At 51.5% G+C, this 18,494-nt stretch carries 20 protein-coding genes; 12 read left to right on the top strand and 8 right to left on the bottom strand.

Annotation, left to right across the window (positions count from 1 at the left end):
* Window positions 1-12: 12 nt before the first annotated feature.
* A complete protein-coding gene (locus DG177_RS01975) occupies window positions 13-324 on the bottom strand; it encodes an FtsB family cell division protein (RefSeq protein WP_108812725.1) in 312 nt (103 codons plus the stop codon).
* Between the two features lie 104 nt (window positions 325-428).
* Entirely contained in the window at window positions 429-1,703 is a 1,275-nt protein-coding gene (gene eno, locus DG177_RS01970) for a phosphopyruvate hydratase (RefSeq protein ID WP_108809952.1), read from the bottom strand.
* A 215-nt stretch (window positions 1,704-1,918) separates the two neighbouring features.
* On the opposite strand from eno, the gene DG177_RS01965 reads away from it, so the two are divergent.
* From DG177_RS01965 to DG177_RS01945, 5 genes are read left to right on the top strand one after another with little or no spacing between them, the layout of a single operon-like run.
* Entirely contained in the window at window positions 1,919-2,485 is a 567-nt protein-coding gene (locus DG177_RS01965; RefSeq protein WP_108809951.1) for a hypothetical protein, read from the top strand.
* A 41-nt stretch (window positions 2,486-2,526) separates the two neighbouring features.
* A complete protein-coding gene (locus DG177_RS01960) occupies window positions 2,527-2,946 on the top strand; it encodes a phage holin family protein (protein ID WP_108809950.1) in 420 nt (139 codons plus the stop codon).
* Window positions 2,943-3,269 (top strand): hypothetical protein, encoded by a 327-nt coding sequence (locus DG177_RS01955; RefSeq protein ID WP_108809949.1) that lies wholly within the window; start codon window positions 2,943-2,945, stop codon window positions 3,267-3,269. The genes DG177_RS01960 and DG177_RS01955 overlap by 4 nt, the downstream gene beginning before the upstream one ends.
* Before the next feature lie 3 nt (window positions 3,270-3,272).
* Window positions 3,273-3,809, top strand: a complete 537-nt coding sequence (locus tag DG177_RS01950) for a hypothetical protein (RefSeq protein ID WP_108809948.1) — start codon at window positions 3,273-3,275, stop codon at window positions 3,807-3,809.
* 14 nt (window positions 3,810-3,823) lie between these two features.
* Entirely contained in the window at window positions 3,824-4,057 is a 234-nt protein-coding gene (locus DG177_RS01945; RefSeq protein ID WP_108809947.1) for a DUF4170 domain-containing protein, read from the top strand.
* Here the strand turns inward: DG177_RS01945 and DG177_RS01940 are convergent.
* The 5 genes from DG177_RS01940 to carA all read right to left on the bottom strand — a co-directional run bounded on the left by DG177_RS01940 (window position 4,054) and on the right by carA (window position 10,186).
* Window positions 4,054-4,695, bottom strand: coding sequence for a rhomboid family intramembrane serine protease (locus DG177_RS01940; RefSeq protein ID WP_108809946.1), 642 nt, complete (start codon window positions 4,693-4,695; stop codon window positions 4,054-4,056). The genes DG177_RS01945 and DG177_RS01940 overlap by 4 nt on opposite strands.
* 6 nt (window positions 4,696-4,701) lie before the next feature.
* Window positions 4,702-5,175, bottom strand: a complete 474-nt coding sequence (gene greA, locus DG177_RS01935; protein WP_108809945.1) for a transcription elongation factor GreA — start codon at window positions 5,173-5,175, stop codon at window positions 4,702-4,704.
* Window positions 5,176-5,289: 114 nt separating this feature from the next.
* Window positions 5,290-8,625 (bottom strand): carbamoyl-phosphate synthase large subunit, encoded by a 3,336-nt coding sequence (carB, locus tag DG177_RS01930; protein ID WP_108809944.1) that lies wholly within the window; start codon window positions 8,623-8,625, stop codon window positions 5,290-5,292.
* A complete protein-coding gene (locus DG177_RS01925) occupies window positions 8,625-9,002 on the bottom strand; it encodes a ribonuclease E inhibitor RraB (protein WP_108809943.1) in 378 nt (125 codons plus the stop codon). Before DG177_RS01925 ends, carB begins: the two co-directional genes overlap by 1 nt.
* Complete coding sequence (carA, locus tag DG177_RS01920; protein WP_443216405.1) at window positions 8,999-10,186, bottom strand: glutamine-hydrolyzing carbamoyl-phosphate synthase small subunit; 1,188 nt, start codon at window positions 10,184-10,186, stop codon at window positions 8,999-9,001. Before carA ends, DG177_RS01925 begins: the two co-directional genes overlap by 4 nt.
* 146 nt (window positions 10,187-10,332) lie before the next feature.
* On the opposite strand from carA, the gene DG177_RS01915 reads away from it, so the two are divergent.
* The 7 genes from DG177_RS01915 (at window position 10,333) to DG177_RS01885 (ending at window position 18,138) form a co-directional block, all read left to right on the top strand.
* Entirely contained in the window at window positions 10,333-10,785 is a 453-nt protein-coding gene (locus DG177_RS01915) for a GatB/YqeY domain-containing protein (protein ID WP_108809941.1), read from the top strand.
* Window positions 10,786-10,842: 57 nt separating this feature from the next.
* The gene (locus DG177_RS01910; RefSeq protein WP_108809940.1) at window positions 10,843-11,232 is read left to right on the top strand and encodes a DUF559 domain-containing protein; all 390 of its coding nucleotides are present in this window, start codon (window positions 10,843-10,845) and stop codon (window positions 11,230-11,232) included.
* Window positions 11,229-13,097, top strand: a complete 1,869-nt coding sequence (gene dnaG / locus DG177_RS01905; RefSeq protein WP_108809939.1) for a DNA primase — start codon at window positions 11,229-11,231, stop codon at window positions 13,095-13,097. Before DG177_RS01910 ends, dnaG begins: the two co-directional genes overlap by 4 nt.
* Before the next feature lie 48 nt (window positions 13,098-13,145).
* Complete coding sequence (gene rpoD, locus DG177_RS01900; RefSeq protein ID WP_108809938.1) at window positions 13,146-15,170, top strand: RNA polymerase sigma factor RpoD; 2,025 nt, start codon at window positions 13,146-13,148, stop codon at window positions 15,168-15,170.
* Between the two features lie 159 nt (window positions 15,171-15,329).
* Window positions 15,330-15,989: a DUF6975 family protein gene (locus DG177_RS01895; RefSeq protein ID WP_337658431.1), complete on the top strand. Its 660-nt coding sequence runs from the start codon at window positions 15,330-15,332 to the stop codon at window positions 15,987-15,989.
* 107 nt (window positions 15,990-16,096) lie between these two features.
* A complete protein-coding gene (locus tag DG177_RS01890) occupies window positions 16,097-16,942 on the top strand; it encodes an AAA family ATPase (RefSeq protein WP_108809936.1) in 846 nt (281 codons plus the stop codon).
* Window positions 16,943-16,956: 14 nt separating this feature from the next.
* A complete protein-coding gene (locus tag DG177_RS01885) occupies window positions 16,957-18,138 on the top strand; it encodes a VWA domain-containing protein (protein WP_108809935.1) in 1,182 nt (393 codons plus the stop codon).
* 7 nt (window positions 18,139-18,145) lie between these two features.
* Here DG177_RS01885 and DG177_RS01880 read toward each other — a convergent pair whose 3' ends face one another.
* Complete coding sequence (locus DG177_RS01880) at window positions 18,146-18,448, bottom strand: hypothetical protein (RefSeq protein WP_108809934.1); 303 nt, start codon at window positions 18,446-18,448, stop codon at window positions 18,146-18,148.
* Between the last annotated feature and the right edge of the window lie 46 nt (window positions 18,449-18,494).

Here is an 18,494-nt window from a genome sequence, read left to right as displayed (position 1 = left end):
GGGAAAGTGAACCTATTTCAGCGGAACGACAATCTCGTCGGGGTGCGCAACATTCAATTCTTTGCGGATCAGTTCGCCGGTCAAGTCTGGATCTGCACCTGCAGGGTCCAGCAGCTTCACACGGTTCTTCAATGCATCACGATCAGCCTCAAGAGAAGCAAGTTGCGTCCCTCGCTCATCAAGTGCGGTGCGATATTCACCCCACGCCAAAATTCCGGTTGGACCAAGGATCGCATAACCCGCAATGGCAAGCAGAGTCAGCAGTGCAAAGCCTGGCCCGAGCGCCGCTTTGATCAAACCACCGATTTTCTCTCTATGTGCCATATTCACTCTTGAATCAGAATAATGATTCGCTGGCAAGCGCATTAACACTTTTATTGCGATTTATTCAGTTTCCGCAGCCGAAATGCCCTTAACCCGAGACAGCTTCAGGAGAAAATCGAACGTCCAGCATAGTGGGCGACCGTGTCGAGCTCTTCTTCAATACGGATCAATTGGTTATATTTGGCCAGACGGTCTGATCGTGCCAGACTACCGGTTTTGATCTGACCACAATTTGTGGCGACAGCCAGATCTGCGATTGTGGCATCCTCCGTTTCACCAGAGCGATGCGACATCACGGCGGTGTAGGATGCGTTATGCGCCATGCGAACAGCTTCGAGCGTTTCTGAGAGCGTACCAATCTGATTCACCTTCACCAGCAAGCTGTTGGCAAGACCATCTTTGATGCCCTGGGATAGACGCGCTGGATTGGTCACGAAGAGGTCGTCACCAACCAGTTGAACAGTATCGCCTACCGCATCGGTCAATAGCTTCCAGCCCTCAAAGTCATCTTCCGCCATGCCGTCTTCAACGGACTTAATCGGGTAATCCTTGCAGAGCTCAGCCAAATAACTGGACATTTCGGCGGGCGACAAAATCTTGTCCTCACCCGAAATATGATATTGACCATCCTTAAAAAACTCGGTCGCAGCGCAATCAAGCGCCAATACAACCTCGTCACCAGCCTTGAATCCTGCCTTCTCAATTGACGCCATGACGAAATCAAGCGCATCACGGGTCGATCCAAGATTAGGCGCAAAACCACCTTCATCCCCGACAGCAGTAGCCAGACCTTTTTCAGACAGCCCCGTTTTCAGTGTATGAAAAATCTCTGCGCCCCACCGAACCGATTCTGCGATGCTCCCAGCGCCGACGGGCATGACCATGAATTCCTGAAAATCGATCGGATTGTCGGCATGCTCTCCACCGTTGATGATATTCATCATCGGCACCGGCAAAACCCGGGCAGAAACACCGCCAACATAACGATAAAGCGGAAGACCGCGCGCATCGGCAGCGGCCTTCGCCGCAGCAAGACTGACACCCAATATCGCATTAGCGCCCAGACGGCTCTTATTCTCCGTGCCATCCAGAGCGATCATCGCAGCATCAAGTTCTTCCTGATCTTCCGCATCTAGTCCCAGCAGTGTTTCACTAATCGGCCCATTTACCGCTTCAATTGCCTTGAGCACGCCTTTGCCCAGATATTTACTTTTGTCATCGTCACGCAGTTCGACAGCTTCGTAAGCCCCTGTCGATGCTCCCGAGGGAACTGCGGCGCGCCCAAAACTGCCATCTTCGAGCAAAATGTCGACCTCAACTGTTGGATTGCCCCTGCTGTCCAAAATCTGGCGAGCGTGAAGATCTAATATTGCGGTCATTTTCGGGAAGACTCCTGCGGAAGATTGCGTATCGCAAAGCCCTTATCGTCATGATAGGCTTGTGGCAATCACCAGCTTTGTAGATCATGATCAGATTACGCTAATTTACCCTTGAATCATAAGGATTAGACACCATTTAGGTTTTGGGAAAAACCGATCGGTAACATTATCGATTACAGTGTAATGGCAAGGGTTTTGAGGAAGGAATTTTAAATATGGCCGCCGATCAGGAAAAGAAACCAGCAGCGCGCAAAACAACAGCCAAAAAACCGGCTGCAAAAAAGCCCGCGGCTAAAAAAACGGCAACCAAACGCACTGCAGCGAAAAAATCCACGCCTGCAAAAGGGGTTAACGTCAAAAAGTCAACCTCGGCAAAACCGTCAGCTCCGCTTAAAGCCGGAGCAACACGCGCTGGATCCTCAAAATCAACCTCAAATGTGACCGGTGACTTGAAGGATCGTGCGATCGACAAAGCACGCTCCACCGCGAACGATGGCAAAGCCAAAGCCGGTGAAGCCATTGGTACTTTGAGCGAGATGATCGAAAACAGCGCAAAGACAATCGACGAAAATGTCGGCGAAAAATATGGTGACTATGCACGCTCAACAGCAGATGCGGTCTCTTCTTTCGCTGAGAAAATCAACTCCAAGGATGTCGACGAAATGGTTGAAGACGCACGGAGCTTTGTCCGCAAGCGCCCTGCTGTTGCTATTGGCGCTGCTGCTGTCGTCGGCCTGCTTGTTTCACGGCTGATCAAGTCAGGGATGGATGATCGTAGCTAGAGCGTGTATCACCAATCTCAACCAGATCGCGATGGGTGATAATGTTGGACAATAAGACTGCAGCTTTGGAAGATCAGCCGTCTCCCGATGAAAGTGGCGAGGCGAAAGGTAACGCATCGGCATCCAGTTCCGACGACAAACCGCTAAAACTACAGGTCACTGACCTGGTTGATGACGTTCGCAAACTCGCAGAAGCGGAACTTGAATATTATCGCGTAAAACTGTCCGTCAATATGGCGGCGACCAAGACCGTATTGGTCTTGTTCAGTGTCGCCATCATATTGGGCGTTACCACCATGGTTGCTCTCATATTGGGAATATTATTGATATTATCCCACTATTGGGGCCCCATCGCGGCAACAGGACTGTTGACCGGAGGAGCATTGCTACTCACAACGGTCCTAATGAGTATGGCAATTAAACGGGCGCGCAAATTACCTCTGGACGAGAATGATCAATGACACAGAAAAACGACGATATCTTCAAGCTGCGCAACCTTGCGATTGAAAAAAAGGAAGCAATGGAGAATGTTAAGGAAGATATTTCCGAGACAAAAGAACGGCTGAAACCAGCCAATCTAATCCAAGAGGCCAAAGACAAGGCCCTGGATCGTGTCCAAAAAACTGGTGAAACCGCATTGCAAGGGGTGAAAGACAATCCCGGAAAGGTCGCAACTGTGGCGGCCGCAGCTACTTTGTTGGCGCTGCGCAAACCACTGACCAACTATTTCACCAATCGCAAGGCCGCCAATGACGGCACCGATAGCCTAGATTCCGAGGAGTAAGTAATGAGTAATTTGTCCGAAAATATTGAAAAAGCACGGGCCGCTTCCCGGAAACGACTGGCAGATGCGAAGGAAATTGCGGGAGAAGGTACTGGAATCGCGTTAGAAAAAATGTCCGAAAGCAAGCAGCGCGCCGCAGCTCTGTTGGGTGATGGCAAGGCAAAAGCCGCAGAAGGCGTTGCTGCAACCAAGCAGATCGCAAAAACTGCCGCGAACAAATCCGAAGAAACCATAACCAAAAGCCCGCTAGCCGTGGTGGCCGGTGGATTGGCGCTTGGGGCGTTGGTTGGCGCCTTGCTTCCGAAGAGCAAGGCTGAAACCAAATATGTCGGCGGTGCAGGCAAAAAAATCAACGAAACCGCCAAAAAGGCTTATGGTGCAGCGAAAGAGGCCGGCCAGGAACAGATTGAAAATCTAGGCCTCAGCAAAGACAGTGTTCAAGACCAGATCAAAGATCTGCTTGGCAAAGCTACCGAAGCTGCTAAGAGCGCCGCCGAAGCCGCTACCGAAGCGGTAAAATCGGAAAAATCTGATAAATAGAAATTGGGGCACATATGAGTGAACGCAGCAAAATTCATCTGGTGATGGGCGGTCGGGTCAAGGATCCACGCGGACTAGATTACGAAAATCTCGACCAGGTCGATCTTGTCGGTGTTTATCCCAATTACGAAGAAGCTGAAGACGTCTGGCGCTCCAACGCGCAACGTACGGTGGACGATGCTGAGATGAAATATGTGATCGTGCACCTGCACAAAATTCTCGAACCGGAATTGCCTGCTGAAGATTAAGCGTTTTTAAAGCGCCATTGCAGCAAGGGCCGTGTCAGGACCAGCCCAGCGACAAAGCCGCCGATATGAGCAAAAATCGCGATGCCATTAAGGCTGCCGCGTGTGGCAATCCCGATCATCAACTGGATTCCGATCCAGGCGAGCGTGAGCCACGCAATCCTTACAATATGTCCGGGAAACGGTCCAACAGGCTTGACCTCATTGCGCGCAAATAACAGCGCATAGGCGCCCAGAATCGCCGATATTGCGCCACTGGCACCGACGACAGGAATGACCGAATCTCCATTAAAGGCAAATTCCGCTAGGGAAGCGGCATAGGCGCCGACCACGTAGAGAAAGGCCATTAACTGCGGCCCCAGCGCCTGTTCCACAAAACGTCCGCAAAACAGAAGCATCAACATATTAAACGCAATATGCATCAGGCCGCCATGCAGGAAAGCTGATGACAACGGCGTCAGCCATGCCGGAACCATCCCGTTGATGCTTTCGAACTCCGGCAGTCCTTCACCCAGTCTTATCGGAAAGAAGCCGCCACGCAGGACCGCATCGGCCTGCCAACCGGAAATCCAAAGCAACAGAAAGATCACGACATTGGCGATCACGAGTCCGTTGGTCAGCTTTCCGTTCGGCAGGTTCATATCAAATCAGATAAACTCAATTTTCTCGAGCAGATAATATTTGTCTCCCGCAGGTACGGTGACCTCGATTTCATCACCGATGCTGCGTCCGATGAAAGCGCGTCCGATCGGGCTGTTATAGCTTATCTTACCCACTTTTGCATCGGCCTCTGCTTGACCAACCAATTGATATTTAACAGGTTTATCATCTTCATCGAGTAAGGTCAGCGTCGCGCCAAATACGGCTTTATCGCCGGACAAAGCCGTTGGATCAATAACCTGAGCGCGGCTCAGCTTATCTTCAATATCAGCAATTGTTGCTTCGACCTGGCCCTGACGCTCTTTTGCGGCATGATATTCGGCATTTTCCGACAGATCACCATGGGCACGCGCTTCCTCAATCGCATCGACAATGCGAGGCCGCTCTTCCTTGAGCGCCTTCAGCTCGGCTTCCAGTTTGGCGTGGCCTTCGGCCAGCATCGGTACTTTTTCTACAGCCATTTTTGGCCTTTCTTCCTTCTATTCACCGTGGTTTTCAGGACCACTGCGTCAAAAATAGTTTCCCGGCGCCCCTCCCTGTGAAGGCTCGCCCGCAGTGTGACAGATTGTCGGGAATTAAGTCTGCGAAGACTTATAATAAGACTGAAGCGCACGAACTTCAAGAGTCTCGTCGCGCATGGCCGATATTGCTTCCATTGCCGCTACGCTTGCTGTCGCAGTCGTATAGTAAGGAATCTTGCCGTTCAGCGCCCCTGCCCGGATGGATTTGGAGTCTTTCAGCGACTGCCAACCCTCGGTTGTGTTGAAAATCAGGTCAACGTCGCCATCGATAATCCGGTCGACAATATGCGGCCGCCCTTCAGCCACCTTGTTGACCTTCTCTACCTTTATACCTTTGTCGGTCAGATAATCAGCTGTTCCGCTGGTCGCAATTATCTTGAAACCCAGTTTTTCGGCTAATCGTGCGGCGGGCTCGATCACTTTTTTGTCCGTTTCTTTCACGGAAACAAACAGCGTTCCCCCATCCGGCAAATGATTATTCGCACCCAGCTGCGCTTTGCCGAAAGCAATCGCGAAACTGTTATCGATGCCCATGACTTCACCCGTAGATTTCATTTCCGGCGATAAAACCGGGTCAATTCCGGGGAAGCGATTAAACGGGAAGACGGCTTCTTTCACAGCAATATAATCGATATGTCTATCAATCACTGGTAAGTTTTTGAGCTTCTCTCCCGCCATCACGCGCGAAGCAATTTTGGCAATTGGGACGCCAATGGCTTTCGCGACAAATGGCACTGTCCGGCTCGCCCTTGGATTGACCTCGATGAGATAGACCTCACCATCTTTCACGGCGAACTGAATGTTCATCAGCCCGCGCACTTTCAAACCGATTGCCAGCGCCCCTGCCTGTCGCTCCATTTCAGCTATGATCTCATCGCTGAGATTATAGGGCGGGATGGTGCAGGCACTGTCGCCCGAATGAACCCCGGCTTCCTCAATATGTTGGAGCACGCCGCAAACGACCACTTCATCACCGTCGCAAATCGCATCAACATCGACCTCCACGGCATCGCGCAGATATTGATCGACCAGAACAGGTTGATCGCCCGACACTTGCACGGCGGTATTGATATAGTCTTCGAGCTGCGCTGGCCCATCGACAATTTCCATCGCCCGCCCGCCAAGCACGAAACTCGGCCGGATTAGTACCGGATAACCGATACGCTCCGCGATTTTCACGGCCTCTTCTTCGGTCCGAGCCATGCCATTTTCAGGCTGCTTGAGCTTTAGATCATTGACCAGTTTCGCAAAACGTTCGCGGTCTTCGGCTAGATCAATCGCATCCGGCGTCGTGCCGAGGATTGGAATCCCTGCATCTTCTAGCGCAGAGGCTAGTTTCAGCGGTGTTTGTCCGCCAAATTGCACGATCACCCCGACCAATTCGCCCTTACTCTGCTCCACGGCCAGAATTTCCAGCACATCTTCGGCAGTCAGTGGCTCAAAATAAAGCCGGTCGGACGTATCATAGTCGGTCGAAACGGTTTCCGGATTGCAATTGACCATGATCGTTTCAAAACCCGCATCGGCCAGCGCAAAACAGGCATGACAGCAGCAATAGTCAAACTCGATCCCCTGCCCGATCCGGTTGGGTCCACCGCCTAGAATCACCACTTTCCGGCGATCTGACGGCTGCGCTTCATTCTCTGGTTCCCCGAAAATCGGCGCTTCATAGGTGGAATACATATAGGGCGTCTTGGCTTCGAATTCCGCAGCACAGGTGTCGATCCGCTTGAATACGGGTCTTACGCCTAGCTTATGGCGCAATTCGCGGACTTCCTTCTCGGTCGTCGCGCCTGCCATGGCGGCAACGGCGTCATGAACCAGCCCGTGCGCTCCGGCTACCGCGCGCCCTGCCCCACCGGCGACATGCACAGCATCCACAGCCAGCTTCGCAAGCCGTTCATCGGAAAAGCCCATGGATTTCAGCTTGCGGAGTGCTTCCGGCCCATTAGGCAAGCCATTGTCCAAAATATCTTGCTCGGCATCGATTATCTCGCGCATCCGCGCCAGGAACCAGGGATCATAATGGGCGATTTCATGGATTTCGGTATCGCTAAAGCCCTCACGCATCGCTTGTGCCGCGACCAGCAGCCGGTCGGGCGTTGGTCGTGCCAGTTCCGCCGCAATCTCGTCACGCGACGCACCGATCAACTCGCGCACTTGATTAAATCCATCCAGCCCGGTTTCTAAGCCGCGTAGCGCTTTTTGCAGCGATTCATGGATATTGCGGCCGATTGCCATGACTTCGCCAACGGATTTCATCGCGGTAGCGAGCAATGGCTCCGCACCCTTGAATTTTTCAAAGGCAAAGCGTGGTATCTTGGTGACCACATAATCTATGGTCGGTTCAAAGGACGCCGGTGTCGCACCGGTAATATCATTGTCAATCTCGTCGAGCGTATAGCCAACTGCCAGTTTCGCCGCGACTTTCGCGATCGGAAAGCCCGTGGCCTTGGATGCGAGCGCTGAACTGCGTGAAACCCGCGGGTTCATTTCGATGACAACAAGCCGCCCATCCTTCGGATTAACTGCGAACTGTACGTTGGAACCGCCTGTTTCGACTCCTATTTCTCTTAGAACCGCCAACGACGCGTTGCGCATGATCTGATATTCTTTGTCAGTCAGCGTCAGCGCCGGTGCAACCGTGATCGAGTCACCGGTATGCACACCCATCGGGTCAACATTTTCGATCGAGCAGATGATGATACAATTATCCGCCTTGTCGCGAACAACCTCCATCTCATATTCTTTCCAGCCAATTAGCGATTCATCGATCAGCACTTCATTGGTTGGCGAGGCTTCCAGCGATGTCCGGATATAGTGGATGAACTCTTCGCGGTTATAGGCGACACCGCCACCGGTTCCGCCCATAGTAAAGCTGGGCCGCATGATCGCGGGCAACCCGATATCCTCGAGAACCTCCAGCGCCTGCTCTTCGCTATGCGCAATGGCGGAACGCGGGCTTTCCAGCCCGATTTTGTCCATCGCCGCCTTGAATTTTTCGCGATCTTCCGCCTTATCGATGGCTTCGGCATCCGCGCCAATCATCTGCACGTTATATTTGTCGAGCACGCCCATTTTGTTGAGCGTCAGCGCGGTGTTCAGCGCCGTCTGCCCGCCCATAGTCGGCAGCACCGCATCCGGGCGCTCTTTGGCGATGATCTTCTCGACAATTTCGGGGGTAATTGGCTCGACATAGGTCGCATCCGCCATTTCCGGATCAGTCATGATCGTCGCCGGATTGGAGTTGACCAGGATGATCCGGTAGCCCTCTTCTTTCAACGCCTTGCACGCCTGTGTCCCCGAATAATCAAACTCGCAGGCCTGTCCGATAACAATCGGGCCAGCGCCAATGATCAGGATGGAATTTATGTCAGTTCTTTTGGGCATTACGCAGGATTCTCGTCGGAAATTGGGCCATTTTCATTACAACTGAAGCATCCCCAACCATCATGATCGATGTCGAATTCCTGCTCGATTTCAATATATTTTCGGGTCAATTTGCGCATCGTGTCCTTCTGTGTGTCCGAATGTATTTGAAGTTCGATCTGCCATCCATCTTCATAACGTTCGACTTCTGCTGAACGAAAACCCCATTTCGAAGCTTCGTTTTTAAACCGGTTTAATTTGGCTAACTGACCAACAAATTGAACATCAATCTCTCGGACAACATGCGGTTGATCGCCGCCATCCACCATACGATCCAGGATTTCTTGATCTGTTGCCCATTCTTCAGTGAAATGATCAGGATCGACAGTGTCACTCACCCCAATCCCCCGACAAATTTCTCGAACAGATAGAAACTATCCTGTGGCCCAGGACTAGCCTCGGGGTGGTACTGCACGCCAAAGGCGCGTTTGCCGGTGATGCTGATGCCGCAATTGCTGCCGTCGAACAGGCTTTTATGGGTTTCGACAATCGTGTCGGGGAGTGTTTCGCTGTCCACTGCAAAGCCGTGGTTCATGCTAGTAATTTCAACCAGCCCTTCGCTGTCATCCCAGTCACCGCCAACCCGTTGTACCGGATGATTGGCGCCGCGATGGCCCTGATGCATCTTAACCGTCTTTGCACCCGCCGCCAGCGCCAGCATCTGATGGCCCAGACAGATGCCGAAAATCGGCATATCCCTGTCCAGCAGCGCCTTGATCACCGGAACCGCATAGCCTCCCGTCGCCGCCGGATCACCGGGGCCATTGGAGAGAAACACGCCCGCAGGTTCCAATGCGATGATATCATCAAGCGAAGTTTGCGCAGGAACAACAGTGACTTTTGCACCAGCATTCACAAGGTTTCTGAAGATGTTACGCTTGGCTCCAAAGTCCATCGCGACAACATGCGGTCTTGTCTCCATGTCATCCAATGGCGCATAACCATGTCCCAGACGCCAGATACCGCTATCCCAGATTTTCGTCTGATGCCCGGTCACTTCAACCGCTAGATCCATGCCTTCCAGCCCGGCCCAGTCACGCGCTTTGGAGAGCAGGTCATCAATATCAAACTGCCCATCCGGGTCATGCGCAATCACAGCATTGGGCGCGCCGGCTTCCCTGATCCGGCGCGTCAATGCACGTGTATCGACACCGGCCAAGCCAATCCGGCCCTGATCTGCCATCCACTGGTCAAACGGCTTATTGTTCCGGAAACTGCTCGGTTCGGTCACATCTTCACGGACAATGCATCCCAACGCATGGGGCGCGTCCGCCTCGACATCCTCATCATTGGTGCCGACATTGCCAATATGGGGAAAGGTAAAGGTGACAATCTGTCCGGCATAGCTGGGGTCCGTCATGACCTCCTGATAGCCGGTCATAGCGGTGTTGAAACAAACTTCACCGACCGCAGAACCCGTCGCGCCAAAGCCGCGTCCCCAAACTATAGTACCATCGGCCAATACCAATATCCCAGTGGCGCCCTCGGGAGCGGCGGGGATGCTGGCGTCGGTCATGGGCATTTTCCTTATAAATGGCAGGAGCCGCATGCTCCTGCGCTTCAAGCAAATTTCGCCGTGACTAGGTGTAGTTTTTTACCGTCACAATCTATGAAAAAAAATAAGTTGCGGCTATGTTGGTAGCTTATTCCAAAATTACGGGGAACGCTATGATTCGCGATGACGTGAAAGCGGCACAAATTGCGGCCATGAAAGCTGGCGACAAGGATCGCACAGCGGCCACACGCGCCATGTTGGCTAAGATCAAGGACAAGGATATCGAGCTACGCACCAAGGATAGCAAGCTTGATGACGATGTCATGGTGACCGATGTGCTGCAAAAAATGGCCAAGCAACGGCGCGAATCGATTGAAATGTTCGAATCGGGTGGCCGCGATGAATTGGCCAAGGGCGAGAAGATGGAACTTGCTGTGATCGAGGAATTCCTACCCGCTCAGTTGAGTGAAGCCGATACGGCGGCGCTGATTGACGGCATCAAGACGGAGCTCGGCGCGGAATCGATGAAAGATATGGGCCGGGTTATGGCGGAACTGAAATCTCGCCATGGCACCGAAATCGATATGAGCAAGGCCAGCGGTCTGGTGAAGGCTGCTTTGTCTTAAAAATTCCCCCTCCCGCCTGCGGGAGGGGTCAGGGGTGGGAAATATGGTTATGGAAGCATGGTAACTTTCAAACGAAGAGATACCAATCGCGCCCAATCCCTGCGGAAAGAAGCGACTCCAGCAGAACGTAAACTTTGGAATTGTCTAAAGAAACGCCAAGTCAAGGGACGTAAGTTTAGTAGGCAAATGCCCGTCGGGCCATATTTCGCAGACTTTCTGTGTCGAGAACTTAATCTGATAATCGAAATTGACGGTTATTCCCATGACCTGCAGCAACGCTATGATGAAAGAAGGACAATGCTTCTGGAAGCAAATGGTTTTCATATCGTCCGCTTTTCAAATCAGGAAGTCATGGGTAATATCGAGGGTGTCTTGCGGCAAATTGAAGAAATTTTGGACGATATGCCCACCCCTAACCCCTCCCGCAGTCGGGAGGGGGATTTATGACCCTTTCTCCGCAATGGCTTGATGAACTGCGCAGCCGGACGACCCTGTCCACGCTGATTGGCAGGACGGTGAAGGTCCAGAAGGCCGGGCGCGAGTTTAAGGCCTGCTGTCCGTTTCATAACGAGAAGACGCCTAGTTTCACGATTAACGACGAGAAAGGCTTCTACCATTGTTTTGGTTGCGGCGCCCATGGTGATGCCATCCGCTGGATGACCGACCAGCGCGGCCTCAGCTTCATGGATGCGGTGAAGGACCTGGCGGCCGAAGCGCAGATGGAAGTCCCTGCCCCCGATCCACGCGCTGCACAGCGGCAGGAGGCCCGGGCAACATTACATGACGTCATGGCGGCAGCACAGGATTGGTTCGTCACCCAGTTTAACGGGATCGAGGGTACGGCGGCGCGTGAATACCTGAAAAACCGCGGCATTTCGGAAAAGACAATTCGCGAATTCGGCTTTGGTTTTGCCCCGGATTCACGCGGGCGCCTCAAGGAAGCACTGTCAACTCACGGCGTCGACCAACTGGTCGAAGCAGGCTTGCTCATAAAAGTCGACGATCGTGATCCCTATGATCGCTTCCGCGGCCGATTGATGATCCCGATCCGCGATCCAAGGGGACGTGTGATCGCCTTTGGCGGTCGGATATTGGGCGATGGCGAGCCGAAATATCTCAACTCTCCCGATACACCTTTGTTCGATAAAGGCCGCACACTCTACAATCTCGACAAGGCGTCACCGGCATCGCGTCAGACCGGACGTATATTGGTGGTCGAAGGCTATATGGATGCGATTGCGCTGGCGCAGGCCGGTTTCGAGGATGTCGTTGCGCCATTGGGCACCGCTCTGACAGAACATCAGATCGAACGGATCTGGAAAATGGTTGAAGCACCCATACTTTGCTTTGATGGGGACAATGCGGGCCAAAAAGCGGCTATGCGCGCCGCGTTAAGGGCGCTACCGATCCTTCGTCCGTCCCACAGCCTGAACTTCATCGCGCTGCCGGCAGGACAAGATCCTGACGATCTGATTCGATCTGATGGACCACAAGCCTTTGCGACGTTGATCGAAAACCCACAAATGCTGGGTGATAAAATCTGGCAAGTCGAGTTTGAGGCCGAACCTCTGAACACACCGGAAACCAAGGCTGGACTGAAAAAACGCCTGTCTGATCATGTTCGTGATATTGCTGATCAGGATATTGCCCAACACTATCGGCAAGATTTTCAGCAGCGATATGAAAACACGTTTTTTGCCAGACGTGAAAATCGACCGAGGCAGAAGCAATTTGAACGCTCCAAAGGGGGATACGGTTCCCAATATGTTTCATTCAAGCCGATGGATGACACCAAGTCCGTTTTGGTCGAAGGACATGACCTGCGCATTGCAAAGGCCATATTGGGCGGATTAATTCGCCATCCATCCCAGATTTCCAAGCATTTTGAAGAGCTAACCGTTTTGCGCCTTGCCGATTCGCAAATGCAGACCTTGCTGTCCGAGTTGATAGGTTCGGCAATGAGCAAAGAAATGCTTGATATGCAGGCCCTTCTTACCATATTGGAACAGACAGATTGTTATAATGTCGCAAAAGGGCTGTTACGGGCCGATGCGCTGAATTTCACTTTCAACCGCAAACTGCCAGATTCTGCCCCGTCAGATTTTATCGAACGGGCGCAAAATGATTTGGCGGAAGCGATTAAAGTGATCACGGCGCGCCCCGGACTGGAAGCGGCTCTGGCGGAAGCAACACGACGGGTGCAAGATAATCTTGATGAAGAAAGCTATGCTGAGCAGCAACGATTGCGCAAGGCAAAGCAGGAATTTCATGAACGGTTGGTTGAACTCACTCAGGTAGACGACATCGTGTGAATTGTGTGAACTTTGAAGATTAGTTTTTAAATTTAGGGGCCCTAAGCATTGGCAAGTAAAGCAAAAAAGTCAGCGGCAACCGAAGATGCACCGCTCATTGATATGAATGGCTCGGCCGTTAAAAAACTTCTCACGAAGGCAAAAAAACGCGGCTATCTGACCTATGATGAATTAAACGAAGCGCTGCCACAGGATCAGATGTCCAGCGAGCAAATCGAAGATGTCATGTCATCTATTTCTGACATGGGTGTGAAGATTGTCGAAAATGACGATGAAGCCGCCGAAGAAATGGGCGGTGATGAAGTCGAATCTATTGACGGCTCCGACAAGGATAAAAAAACTACAGCAGCGGCAGCACCGAAAAAGGCTGCTGGCGACCGCACCGATGATCCAGTCCGGATGTATCTGCGTGAAATGGGCGCGGTCGAGTTGCTCAGCCGCGAAGGCGAGATTGCCATTGCCAAGCGTATCGAAGCTGGTCGGGATACGATGATTTGGGGGCTTTGCGAGAGTCCAACGACGTTCAATGCAATTATCGAATGGTCAACCGCGCTCAATGATGGCGAGATGCAGCTTCGTGAAATACTCGATCTGGACGCGATGTTGTCAAAAGATCCTGTGCCTGAGAATCTCGAAGATGAAGATGATGATGACGGTGAAATTAGCGAGAAAACCGCAGGCCCCTCTTTTAAAGATGATGACGAAGTAGAAGACGAACCTGAAACCGCTGAAGGCGAAGGGGATGACGAAGACGAGCTAACCGAACGACGCACCAAGCGTGTTGTCGAAGAAGAGGAAGAAGATAACACACTTTCTCTGGCGCAGATGGAGGAAGCTCTCAAACCCGAGGCTCTCGAAAAATTTGCAACCATCACGTCCGTGTTCAAGAAATTCTCTAAATTGCAGAATACCCGGATGGAAGCTTTCGCGGTCGGCGATGACTTTCCCGCAGCATCGGAGAAAAAATATCATAATCTGCGCGAGGAACTGACGGCATTGGTTGAAAGTGTTCAGTTTCACGCCAATAAAATCGAGTTTTTGGTCGATCAGCTCTATTCCTTCAATCGCCGTTTGACCGCGCTTGGTGGTCAAATGCTGCGATTGGCCGAGCGTCACAAAGTGCCCCGTCGGTCCTTTCTAGAGAATTATATCGGCCACGAGCTCGATGATGGTTGGCTTGCCGGCATGTCCAAAACAGACAAGAAATGGGCAGCCTTTGCAGAAAAAGAAGCAGTTTCTGTAGAACGTATCCGTTCTGAAATTTCCGATATTTCTGCCGCCACCGGTACGTCGCTCGATGAGTTCCGCCGCATTGTAAACATGGTGCAAAAAGGCGAACGCGAAGCACGTATTGCGAAGAAGGAAATGGTTGAAGCCAATCTCAGGCTGGTTATTTCCATCGCCAAAAAATATACCAACCGCGGCCTGCAGTTCCTGGATCTGATTCAGGAAGGTAATATTGGCTTGATGAAAGCGGTTGATAAGTTTGAATATCGTCGCGGCTATAAGTTCTCCACTTATGCAACCTGGTGGATTCGCCAGGCGATTACGCGCTCAATTGCCGATCAGGCCAGGACCATTCGTATTCCTGTGCATATGATTGAAACGATCAACAAACTTGTACGCACGTCACGCCAGTTCCTTCACGAACAGGGCCGGGAGCCGACGCCGGAAGAAATGGCTGAACGCCTGTCCATGCCGCTTGAAAAAGTGCGTAAGGTCATGAAAATCGCCAAGGAGCCCATTAGTTTGGAAACTCCAATTGGTGATGAAGAAGATTCGCATCTCGGTGATTTCATCGAAGACAAAAATGCGATTATTCCGGTTGATGCTGCGATTCAGGCGAACCTGAAAGAAACTGTAACCCGCGTATTGGCAAGCCTGACACCACGTGAGGAACGGGTTTTGCGGATGCGTTTTGGCATCGGCATGAATACGGATCACACGCTCGAAGAGGTCGGTCAGCAGTTTAGCGTGACGCGTGAGCGTATTCGCCAAATTGAGGCAAAAGCCCTTCGCAAGCTCAAACATCCTAGCCGAAGCCGCAAAATGCGCAGTTTCTTGGACCAATAAAGCCCTGTTTTTAAGGGCTATCGACACTATGGTTTGCACTTACCTAACGCGGCGTAAACCGGGTCTTTAGGTTTTGACGCTAGACGAGAATTTCAGAACGATTGGATTGGCTGTCAAAGGTCAGATTAATCGCCCGAAACTCTAACGTATGCGAGCGCAATGCCAGAAACAAATATAATATCATCCGCGCGCCCATCATTGATGGATCACGTGGCAGAGCATGGTACAAAATCCGCCGGTTATGTGAAAGCGATCGAAAGTGATTTTGCGATGCTCAGCGGTATCGACATTGCCGACATCGCGCATTTTCTGTGCATCTTGCACGGACGTCATCCTGGCGTTGTTGATCATGCTGCGACAAAAACAGCCGATGTCGCTGCCCGCGAATGGCTGGTTGCGGCCATGGATGGCTTTTCCGCAGAACGGGCGTTTCTGACAAGACTGACAGTTGCGGCAGGGCCTATATCCGGGGTTCGAACCGAAGATCAGAGCAACGCCACGGTTCTTGCCCAGCGCAAAGCGCTGGAAATGCTATCCCAGTCAGATCGCAATGGTTGCGCTTTGGGTGCATCTTTCGCATTGGTATTGGATTGGCAAGCAATCCGTCCACTACTGGAACAAGTTGCAATCAAACTTGGGGTCGAACCTCGTTCAGTAGCTCTGCCTTCGGTTGATTCTACCAACCTGCTAAACACCGAATTGTCACAATCCAGCGCTGTAGAGCGGGCGATCAATTTTGGCGCCGATCAAATTCTGACTCAGCATCGTGGTCTCTGGCAGCTTTTGGAAGCCCGCCGCAATGCCCGTTTGGTGGAATGATCGTCTTCCTGACAGCAGGTTCCAATTAACTAAATGATTAACTTGCCTCAAAACGGCCTTTTCCCTATCGCTATTCCATTGACGTTTACGGCAAGGGAATATGGAATATGCGTTTTGACGGTACCAAAGATTATGTAGCAACCGATGATTTGAAGGTTGCGGTTAACGCTGCCGTGACTCTGCGTCGCCCACTCCTGGTGAAAGGTGAACCCGGTACCGGCAAGACCGTTCTGGCTCATGAAATTGCCAAAGCCACTGGTGCTCCATTGATTGAATGGAATGTCAAATCAACCACCAAAGCGCATCAAGGCCTTTATGAGTATGACGCCGTTGCGCGCCTTCGCGATGGTCAGCTCGGTGACGAGCGCGTGCATGACATTTCCAACTACATCCGGAGAGGCAAGCTCTGGGAAGCCTTTACCAGCAAAGAGCTACCCGTTTTGTTGATCGACGAGATTGATAAAGCCGATATTGAATTTCCGAATGACCTTCTTCAGGAGCTCGATCGCATGGAATTCCATGTCTATGAGACCAAGGAAACGATTAAAGCTGCAGAACGGCCGATTGTTGTGATCACTTCGAACAATGAAAAAGAATTGCCTGATGCGTTTCTGCGCCGCTGCTTCTTCCACTATATCAAATTTCCAGATCGTGACACGATGCAGGAAATCATCAATGTCCATTTCCCCGATATTCAAGGGATTTTGGTCAAAAAGGCTATGGATATCTTTTATGATGTACGCGAAGTCCCTGGCCTGAAAAAGAAACCGAGCACTTCGGAATTGCTGGATTGGTTGAAGCTATTGTTGGCCGAAGACATGCCGCTGGAAGTGCTGCAATCACAGGACCCCAGCAAAGCGATTCCACCACTGCACGGTGCATTGCTTAAAAATGAGCAAGACGTCATGCTGTTTGAGCGCCTGGCATTTATGGCGAAACGCGAAGCGCGTTAAACGGAGCAACACGGATGTTCTTCAACTTCATGGATGAGCTACGAGCGGCAGGAATTACCGCATCGCTAAAAGAACATCTGGTGCTCCTGGAAGCATTGGACAAGGAGGTTATCCAGAAACGTCCGGAGGAATTTTATTATCTTTCGCGAGCAACTTTCGTGAAAGATGAAGGCCTTCTGGATCGCTTTGACCAAGTATTCTCAAAGGTTTTCAAGGGTATTGAGACCAGCTACGGCATGCAGGAAGAGGAAATCCCGCTCGACTGGTTGAAAGCCGTTGCCGAGAAATATCTCAGCGAAGAAGAGATGGCCGAGGTCGAAAAACTTGGCAGCTGGGATGAGATTATGGAGACGTTGAAAGAACGTCTTGCCGAGCAGGAAAAACGCCATGAAGGTGGCAGCAAATGGATCGGCACTGGCGGCACTTCCCCATATGGAAACAGCGGTTTCAATCCCGAAGGCGTGCGTATTGGCGGTGAAGGTGGTCAGAAGAAAGCCATCAAGGTATGGGACAAACGGGAGTTTCAGAATCTCGACAACACCAAGCAACTCGGCACACGGAATATCAAGGTAGCCTTGCGGCGTTTACGCAGGTTCGCTCGCGAAGGGTCTGCTGATGAGTTGGATATCAACAGCACCATTAACGGAACAGCCAAAAAAGGCTGGCTCGACATCCATATGCGTCCGGAGCGGCATAACGCCGTAAAACTCTTGTTGTTTCTTGATGTCGGCGGATCAATGGACCCGTTTATCAAGCTATGCGAAGAACTTTTTTCTGCTGCGACAACAGAATTCAAAAATCTCGAGTTTTTCTATTTTCACAACTGTGTCTACGAAGGCGTTTGGAAAGATAATCGCCGGCGTTTTTCGGAGCGGACAAACACTTGGGATATCCTCCACAAATATGGCCACGACTATAAGCTGATTTTTGTCGGCGATGCGTCAATGAGCCCCTATGAAATCACGCATCCAGGCGGTTCTGTTGAGCATTTCAATGAGGAAGCGGGCGTGACCTGGCTTCATCGGATGACAAATACCTATCCCGCTACGGCTTGGCTCAATCCTGTGCCGGAAAAGCAATGGGGCTATTCGCAAAGCGTCAAAATCGTCAAGGAATTGATGAATGATCGCATGTACCCGTTGACCTTGGAAGGACTGAGCGATGCTATGAAGGAACTGACCCGGAAACAGGGCTAGTCAAATTCTAAGCTTCCACCGCCATTAACGTTGTGCCCTGATATTTCTCAGCTGTGGCATCAAAAAGATCATAAGGTTCAAATTGCCGCTCTTCGACGGAGACATCCTTTAAACCGGAGAGCTTGAAAGTTCCCAATTTAAACTCGCGAGGAGGCTCCCCTTCCCGTTCGACCGTGACGGCATCAACATGCATTTCATCATGGCGTGTGTAAAGAATGTGCGGCGCCAATATAACCTGCATACGGTTATAAGTCGCCGAGACGCATTTTTTCAGCGCTACACCTTCGAAAAATTCTTTGCTTGGTAACATGAAGGCAAAATATCACGAAAGCACAAGGACGCAAGACTTATGTTGC

It is taken from the genome of Sphingorhabdus sp. Alg231-15, assembly GCF_900149705.1.
Lineage (GTDB): Bacteria > Pseudomonadota > Alphaproteobacteria > Sphingomonadales > Sphingomonadaceae > Parasphingorhabdus.
This window is presented reverse-complemented; position numbering and strand designations above follow the sequence as displayed.

Coding starts and splice junctions, on each gene's coding strand:
- DG177_RS01955 (WP_108809949.1), top strand. CDS start 2,943: ATGACACAGAAAAACGACGATATCTTCAAGCTGCGCAACCTTGCGATT.
- DG177_RS01945 (WP_108809947.1), top strand. CDS start 3,824: ATGAGTGAACGCAGCAAAATTCATCTGGTGATGGGCGGTCGGGTCAAG.
- DG177_RS01950 (WP_108809948.1), top strand. CDS start 3,273: ATGAGTAATTTGTCCGAAAATATTGAAAAAGCACGGGCCGCTTCCCGG.
- DG177_RS01910 (WP_108809940.1), top strand. CDS start 10,843: ATGGTAACTTTCAAACGAAGAGATACCAATCGCGCCCAATCCCTGCGG.
- DG177_RS01885 (WP_108809935.1), top strand. CDS start 16,957: ATGTTCTTCAACTTCATGGATGAGCTACGAGCGGCAGGAATTACCGCA.
- DG177_RS01940 (WP_108809946.1), bottom strand. CDS start 4,695: ATGAACCTGCCGAACGGAAAGCTGACCAACGGACTCGTGATCGCCAAT.
- DG177_RS01965 (WP_108809951.1), top strand. CDS start 1,919: ATGGCCGCCGATCAGGAAAAGAAACCAGCAGCGCGCAAAACAACAGCC.
- carB (WP_108809944.1), bottom strand. CDS start 8,625: ATGCCCAAAAGAACTGACATAAATTCCATCCTGATCATTGGCGCTGGC.
- DG177_RS01975 (WP_108812725.1), bottom strand. CDS start 324: ATGGCACATAGAGAGAAAATCGGTGGTTTGATCAAAGCGGCGCTCGGG.
- DG177_RS01880 (WP_108809934.1), bottom strand. CDS start 18,448: ATGTTACCAAGCAAAGAATTTTTCGAAGGTGTAGCGCTGAAAAAATGC.
- DG177_RS01960 (WP_108809950.1), top strand. CDS start 2,527: ATGTTGGACAATAAGACTGCAGCTTTGGAAGATCAGCCGTCTCCCGAT.
- greA (WP_108809945.1), bottom strand. CDS start 5,175: ATGGCTGTAGAAAAAGTACCGATGCTGGCCGAAGGCCACGCCAAACTG.
- eno (WP_108809952.1), bottom strand. CDS start 1,703: ATGACCGCAATATTAGATCTTCACGCTCGCCAGATTTTGGACAGCAGG.
- DG177_RS01915 (WP_108809941.1), top strand. CDS start 10,333: ATGATTCGCGATGACGTGAAAGCGGCACAAATTGCGGCCATGAAAGCT.
- carA (WP_443216405.1), bottom strand. CDS start 10,186: ATGCCCATGACCGACGCCAGCATCCCCGCCGCTCCCGAGGGCGCCACT.
- dnaG (WP_108809939.1), top strand. CDS start 11,229: ATGACCCTTTCTCCGCAATGGCTTGATGAACTGCGCAGCCGGACGACC.
- DG177_RS01890 (WP_108809936.1), top strand. CDS start 16,097: ATGCGTTTTGACGGTACCAAAGATTATGTAGCAACCGATGATTTGAAG.
- DG177_RS01895 (WP_337658431.1), top strand. CDS start 15,330: ATGCCAGAAACAAATATAATATCATCCGCGCGCCCATCATTGATGGAT.